We start from the raw sequence: 1,111 nt of genomic DNA on the forward strand, positions 1-1,111 counted from the left end.
AAATAGAAATAAAGTCAGGTATCAATATGGATCAACAAGTTAAACAAGAGCGTTTGCAAGGCCGCCTAGGGCCAGAGATTAAGGAATTTCGTCAGGAGCGCCGTACTTTACAGCTTGCAACGATAGACAGCGAAGGCCGTCCGAACGTAAGTTACGCGCCTTATGTTCAGAATCAGGAAGGTTACTTCGTTTTGATCTCTCAGATTGCTCGCCATGCTCGAAATCTGCTAGAAAATCCAAACGTTGCACTGATGATGATCGAAGATGAAGATTCATCTAAACAGCTTTTCGCACGTAAGCGTCTGACGTTTGATGCGGTCGCAACGGTTGTTGAGCGTGATACTGAACTGTGGCAATTGGTCGTTGGTCAGATGAAAGCGCGTTTCGGTGACATCATCGACGGTCTAAGTCAGCTTGAAGACTTTGTACTGTTCAACCTAAAAGCTGAGAAAGGTTTGTTCGTAAAAGGGTTCGGTCAAGCGTATCAAGTCTCAGGCGATGACTTGGTTGATTTTGTGCATCTACAAGAAGGCCACAAGAAAATCGAAAACGCCTAATGCGGACGTCGTTTTTATGATTACTAAGAGGGAGTTAGGTTATACTGGCTCCCTTTTTTACATTGGAACAACAGCATGAGACCTGTAAGCAAGAAACTGAGCGAGATCTGTTATCCCTTTATTTACGAAGACAGCCCTGTGTGCGATTTCGAGATCACCGCAGACGAGTTGTGCAGCCGGATTGGGTTGGTGCTGTCGATGGAATTGGACGACTTCAGTCGAGATATTCTCACGCGCCTTCAGCCTAATGTTTACCATCTCAATGGTTCGGTGCGTGGCAAGTTAGCGATTACAGAATCGGAAGTTGAAGAGCTGAAAGCAGACTATGAGGCCATAAAAGCGCGCATAGACGGTGGTTTTAAAGGTTTTGTGCTGCCGGGTGGCCATGCTACGTCTAGTCAACTGCATTTATGCCGCTGCCAAGCAAAGAAAACCGTTCGAGCACTCGTCGCGATAGAGCATGCTGGGAAAAAGCAACCAGCGCCGATTCTGTTTCGTTACGCCAACTTAATGGCCAATGTCATTTACAGCTTGGCTTCCTACATTAATCATGT

Annotated in this window: 2 protein-coding genes; both read left to right on the forward strand. The window is 46.2% G+C overall.

Features of this window, described 5'->3' with window-relative positions:
• Positions 1-26 precede the first annotated feature (26 nt).
• Positions 27-557, forward strand: a complete 531-nt coding sequence (gene hutZ / locus R7P72_RS25540; protein ID WP_318111028.1) for a heme utilization protein HutZ — start codon at positions 27-29, stop codon at positions 555-557.
• 75 nt (positions 558-632) lie between these two features.
• The coding region (locus R7P72_RS25545; protein WP_318111026.1) for an ATP:cob(I)alamin adenosyltransferase at positions 633-1,111 on the forward strand (479 nt) is incomplete at its 3' end.

The organism is Vibrio sp. Vb0888 (assembly GCF_033338835.1).
Taxonomy (GTDB): Bacteria; Pseudomonadota; Gammaproteobacteria; order Enterobacterales; family Vibrionaceae; genus Vibrio; species Vibrio alginolyticus.

What these genes read in the sequence shown, in the direction of transcription:
- hutZ (WP_318111028.1), top strand. Translation starts at nt 27, where the DNA reads ATGGATCAACAAGTTAAACAAGAGCGTTTGCAAGGCCGCCTAGGGCCA.